General features: G+C 64.1%; 2 protein-coding genes and 1 pseudogene. All 3 read right to left on the reverse strand.

The window, feature by feature from the left end:
* On the reverse strand, nucleotides 1–1,585 hold a 1,585-nt coding region (locus ACYVDE_RS16365; protein WP_460502623.1), incomplete at its 3' end, for an alpha/beta hydrolase-fold protein.
* Nucleotides 1,586–1,841: 256 nt separating this feature from the next.
* Nucleotides 1,842–3,512, reverse strand: coding sequence for a glycoside hydrolase family 43 protein (locus ACYVDE_RS16370; RefSeq protein WP_460502624.1), 1,671 nt, complete (start codon nucleotides 3,510–3,512; stop codon nucleotides 1,842–1,844).
* A gap of 159 nt (nucleotides 3,513–3,671) precedes the next feature.
* A pseudogene (locus ACYVDE_RS16375) lies at nucleotides 3,672–4,083 on the reverse strand (glycosyl hydrolase 115 family protein); the annotation flags it as partial.

The raw sequence follows: 4,083 nt of genomic DNA on the forward strand, positions 1-4,083 counted from the left end.
GGTTCGGCGCGACCGGCGCGGCGCGGTAGCTGCTTTCCACCAGGGGTAGCACGGTTTGCTTCAGCTCGTCTTCGAAGCGCTTGAGCGTGGGCTCGCCGAAGCCGGCCAGGCCGCCGGGGCCGCCCATGTTGCCGTCGAGCATCACCACGAGCATGGGCTTGGCCTTGTGGTCAGCAAGGAGGTTGTCGAGAATCAGGGCCGTTTTGCCTTGCCGGGCCCAGCCGGTTTCGTCTTCGCCGCCGCCGTGCAGCAGGTACAGCACCGGGTACCTGGCGGCGGGGTCAGCGTCGTAGCCCGGCGGGGTGTACACGAAAAACCGGCGCCACGAATTGGTCACTTTCGAGTAGAACCGCCGCTCGCGCACCTCGCCGTGAGGCACGTCGCGCAGGGCGTAGTAAACCGTACCGCGGCCCGGCACCTCAATGCCGCTGGCCATGCGCCCCATGCCGTAGAAGGTGTCGCTGGCGGGGTCGGCCACGGGCAGGCCGTCGAGCAGCAGCGAGTAGTAGTGCAGGCCGCGGCTCAGCGTGTCGGTGGTCACAGTCCAGGTGCCGCTGCTGTCCTTGGCCAGGTCGTACTTGCGGCCGAGGTCCAGCTGGACTTTCTGCACACCGGGCGCTTTGAGGCGAAATACGGCGCGGTTGTCGGGCAGCAGCTGCGGGTATTTGGCGTTGCGCACGTTGGTGGCGGCCGGGGTGCCCAGCACCGTGTAGGTGGGCAGCGCGGCCACATCCACGGGCTTAAACAGCTGCTGCGAGAACATGTACAACCCATTTTTCCAGACTTTGAAGTCGTGCCCGCCCGCTTCGAGGTAGTACACGTGCGGCACGCTGTGCTCGACCAGGTACTCGTGCGTGCGCTGGCTCACGGGCAGCAGGCCATCCTGGTCGCCGCACGAAATCCAGAGCAGCTTGAGCAGCTTCCGGGCTTTGGCGGGGTCGGGCACCAGCTGCTCGGGCTGCCGGGTGTTCGGGGCCGACGAGAAGCCGCCCACCCAGGCAAACTTGTCGAGGTTGCCCAGCCCGAAGTTCAGCGACTGTCCCCCGCCCATCGACAGCCCGGCCAGGGCCCGGTTTTCGCGGTTGGTAAGGGCCGGGTAGTGCTTTTCGACGTAGGGAATAAGGTCGGTGAGCAGGTCTTTTTCGAAGTTGGCAAACGCGGCCACCTTGTCCGGGCCGTAGATGTTGCCCACGGCGCGGTCGTCGGGCATGGCCCGGCCGTTGGGCATCACCACCAGCATGGGCCGCAGCTTGCCGGCTGCGTACAGATTGTCCAGAATCACCTGCGGGCGCCCCCCTTTCAGCCACTCCTTCTCATCGCCGCCGATGCCGTGCAGCAGGTACAGCACCGGGTACTTCTTCTTGTTCGAATAGCCTGGCGGCGTGTACACCAGCGCCCTGCGCACCGTGCCCACGGTCTTAGATGGGTAGCTGATGCTGTCCAGCCGGCCGGTGGCCGTACCCGCCACGGGCTGGTCGAAGCCCTTGGGTGCTTCCATGGGGGCTTTTTGGGCGAAAGCGGTGCTTGCCAGGGCGAAGCTCAGCAAGAGCGCAGCGGCGTTTCGGATGGCGACAAATGGCTTCATCGGCTGATTAGCTGGAAAATTATTGCCGGCCCCGGGCGCGGCAGTGAGTAGTGAACATGGCCACCCCTACGGCTGCACCACGAAGCCGCCCCGTGCCGGAGCGTCAGACTCACCTGCATGGCCCCGTCGGGACTGCTGACCAGCACAGAACCCGCGGTCCGGGTGGCGGCCCCGAGCAGCATGAGCGCGAAGCAGAAGAAAGTCAGACGAATGAGCAGGAGGAAAAGAGAAATACCGCAGCACGCCGCTCCGGCCGCTACTTCCGGTACACCGGGTCGTTCCCGGCGTATTTCAGCCACTTGAAGGCGGCGGAATTGGTGGTAGGCTGGCCCGACGACGTGGCGTACATCGCCACGAGGCAGCCGACGAAGCCGCCCGCGGTTTGGGTGCTCAGGAAGTGGGCATCCACCTTGTCCTTGAGCGTCGTCCAAGATTTACCGTTCTCCGAAAAGCTGAAGCTGTAAGTGTCGCCCGCGGCTTCGACGCGCAGCCATAACTTCGAAGCAGCTGATTTCAGCGGAGCTTGGGCTACCAGATTTGATACATCCGGATAAACGCTGCTTTGCAACAGGGCGAGTATCGGCTTGCCTCCGGCCGTTGATTTACTCAGAAAGTAGAAGTGCTTTTCGTCCTGAAACACCACCAGGCCAGCCTGTTCGGCGTCGCCTTTGGGCGTGAAATTCAGCTCGGTTTCGGTAGTAAAGAATTGGTGCTGCTGGCGCGTGCCCACGAAGGACGGGTTGCCCGTACCGGCGCAAGTTTCGGGCTTGAGTCTCAGCGTGAGGCCGTTGGTTTTGCTCAGCGCGAAGCTGGCGCTGTCGACACTGCGCAGGAACAGCAGGGCCGGGTCGAGCCGCTGCTCGAAGGTGAGCGTGTAGGCGAAATTGCCGCTCTGGGGCCGTGCGCCTTTCAGCTTCACCTCGGGGAAATTGGCGCGGTAGCGGTACTGCACGCCGTTGGGGCCAGGGTTCATCACGGGCCACTCGTCTTTCCAGGTCACGGGCACGATGAAGGTTTCGCGGCCGGTGTTGTAGTGGTTGCCGTCGTAGGGCCGCACGGCCAGAAACACGGCGTAGGTCTGCCCGTCGGGCCCCTGCACAAACTGCGCGTGCCCGGCCGAGGTGATGGGATTGGGCCGGTCGGCGGGCAGCTCGCGCTGCGACAGAATGGGGTTGCGCTCGTAGGGCACAAACGGCCCCCACGGCGACTTGCCGCGGAACACCACCTCGGTGTGGTTCACCGACGTGCCGCCCTCGGCCGCGTAGAGGTAGTACCAGTCGTTGCGCTTCATCAGGTGCGGCCCCTCAATCCAGACCGGCTTTTTGCTGATGTCGACGCCGCCGTTCACCACAATCTTGGCCTCGCCCACGGTTTGCAGCGTGGCCGGGTTCAGCTCAATCACCTTAATGGTGCGGTGGCCCGAGTAGAGCGACACGTTGCCGGGCGGGTCGCTGTTGTACACCACGTAAGCCTTGTCGCCCTCGAAAAACAGCGAGGGGTCGATGCCCCGCACCTCGGGCAGAAACACGGGGTCGCTCCACGGCCCGGCGGGGTTTTTGGCCGTCACCACGAAGTTGCCCCGGTGGTCAATCTGTGTGCACGTCACGTAAAACGTACCGTTGTGGTACTCAATGGCCGGCGCAAATAGGCCCCGCGTCACGCGGTCGCCCAGAAAATTCATCTGCGAGGGCCGGCTGATGACGTTGCCCACCTGCTCCCAGTTCTTGAGGTCGCGGCTGTGCATCACCGGAATGCCGGGGAAGTACGAAAAGGTGGAATTGACGAGGTAGTAATCCTTGTCAACCTGCACGATGCTGGGGTCGGGATAAAAGCCGCTGAGGATGGGATTTGTCAACTCAATCGATTGTGCAGAAAGAGCCGACATACGGAGCAGCGCAGCTGCAAGGAGGAGAAGCGTTTTTTTCATTGGAAAGAGTTACGGGAGCGGGTGGCGCGGACGGTTCGCCTAACGAGACCCCTGCGGTGCACGCCCCTCTCCGATGGAGAGGGGGAGCGTTCAATGATTCAATTCATATCGGGGCATGACCGGCGCCTCTCCCCCGGAGCGGGGTCAGGGGGAGAGGCGCTACGGGGCGGCGCTTTTGCCGGCGGCCGTTTCAGGCGGGCCAAGATAGGTCGCAGGCAACTCACCCTGGCTCAGCACCAGCTTTTCGAGCACCACGCCGGGGTCGACGCGCCAGAACTTGAGCACGTGTGGGCCGGCCGCCGCCACGTTGTGCTGCGAGGTTTTCAGGATGATGTTGCTGGCCACGGCCCGCTCCCACACCAGGTTGCTTTCGCCGGGCTTCAGGCCGGTGTGCAGGTTGATGATTTGCGGGGCTTCATCGTCGAGCGACACGGCGTAGTGCAGGCCGGCGGTGTTGGTGAAGTCGAGCGTTGGGGCCAAGTAGGCGCTCACCGCCACCGGGCCGGCCTGGACCAGGGTGAGGCGGTATTCCAGGTGCGCGCTGTTGCCGCCGGGCACCGCCGTGGGCGCG

The sequence above is a fragment of the Hymenobacter agri genome (assembly GCF_054778495.1).

What these genes read in the sequence shown, in the direction of transcription:
- ACYVDE_RS16370 (WP_460502624.1), bottom strand. Translation starts at nt 3,512, where the DNA reads ATGAAAAAAACGCTTCTCCTCCTTGCAGCTGCGCTGCTCCGTATGTCG.